This window comes from Rhizobium bangladeshense (genome assembly GCF_001662075.1).
Lineage (GTDB): Bacteria > Pseudomonadota > Alphaproteobacteria > Rhizobiales > Rhizobiaceae > Rhizobium > Rhizobium bangladeshense_B.
Genome location: NZ_LYPL01000094.1, coordinates 1 through 1,099, shown reverse-complemented (window position 1 = coordinate 1,099; position 1,099 = coordinate 1). Strand labels below are relative to the sequence as shown.

1 protein-coding gene is annotated in these 1,099 nt (G+C 61.6%); it reads left to right on the top strand.

Translation table 11 applies throughout. The features are described from left to right. Positions 1-193: 193 nt before the first annotated feature. A complete protein-coding gene (locus A7X77_RS31630; protein ID WP_156668216.1) occupies positions 194-904 on the top strand; it encodes a hypothetical protein in 711 nt (236 codons plus the stop codon). Positions 905-1,099: the final 195 nt, after the last annotated feature.

The following is a 1,099-nucleotide window of genomic DNA, read 5'->3' as shown; positions in this document are numbered from 1 at the left end:
GAGGCTTGTCGGCGACCTGCGGCGAGAAATAGCGGTCCTTACCGGCCGCCTCGGTCGCCGGCAGGAGGTCGAAGGCTATTGGAACGAAACGAGGGAAGGCGCGGCGGTGCCTGGCGTCCGCGCTACGGCCTTGGCGACAGTAGCCCTCCAGCGGCTCGGCGATGACCGTTACCATGACGTGATCCGGAAAGCCGTGTCATGGCTGATCACGCAAGTCATTCCAGACGTCGGCGCGCTGCCGCGTGACGCGGGCGATGAGGTTCCAGAGGTCATCGCCACGGCGCTTGCCATGGAAGCGATACGCCGGTCCGACTTCGTTGAAGACGTGCCGCATGTTCTGGCAGTCGGCGACGCTTGGCTGGTCTCCGGCCAGACAGTACTGGGAGGCTGGCAGGCTGAGCCCTGGCCGGAGGATTACGTCGCGGCCATGGTGCTTGAATATTTGGCGCGCCAGAATGAGATGCTGCCACAGGTCGACGGCTTCCTCCTGATGGCCCGCGACTTCTTCCGCAAGGCGGAAGAGCTGCGGCTGGAAGGGGGCGCTAATAACCGGCGACTCGCCGCCATAGCGACGGTTCATGCCGTGGAAATGTTTCTGTATGGGCTTTTCGAGCGCCGGGAGGATCTGGCGCTGTCCGCCTTCCGGGAAAATGGGACAGAAACACTCGGTCCTCGAGAGGCCCTGCGCGCCTTGCAGGACGCGCTGCAGCGGATCGGCGTACTGCAGGCCCCGCAGCGGTTGCCCCACCGTGACAATCTTAGTGCGCTCGTGGGGCGGCGCGACGGAATCATCCATCGCGCCCACGAAATCAGCGAAGCCGAGCTTGGCGACGGAATGAAGCATGTCCGACGGTTCATCGAGAAATATGCCCAGTCGCTGCTGGACTTGAATTTATTGCAGTAACGCTGCGTGATGAGGGGGAACAATGGAAATAAGCGACATTACCAAAACGTCCCTGATCATCGACGCTCCTCGCGTCAGTGATGATTTATTGCCAAGTGACGGGGGCCCAGATGAATGAAATCATTTGCCTTGGATGGGGGTCGCTCATCTGGCGTCAGCAGGCCTTGCCTGTAGCAGGCGACTGGCAAAAGGACG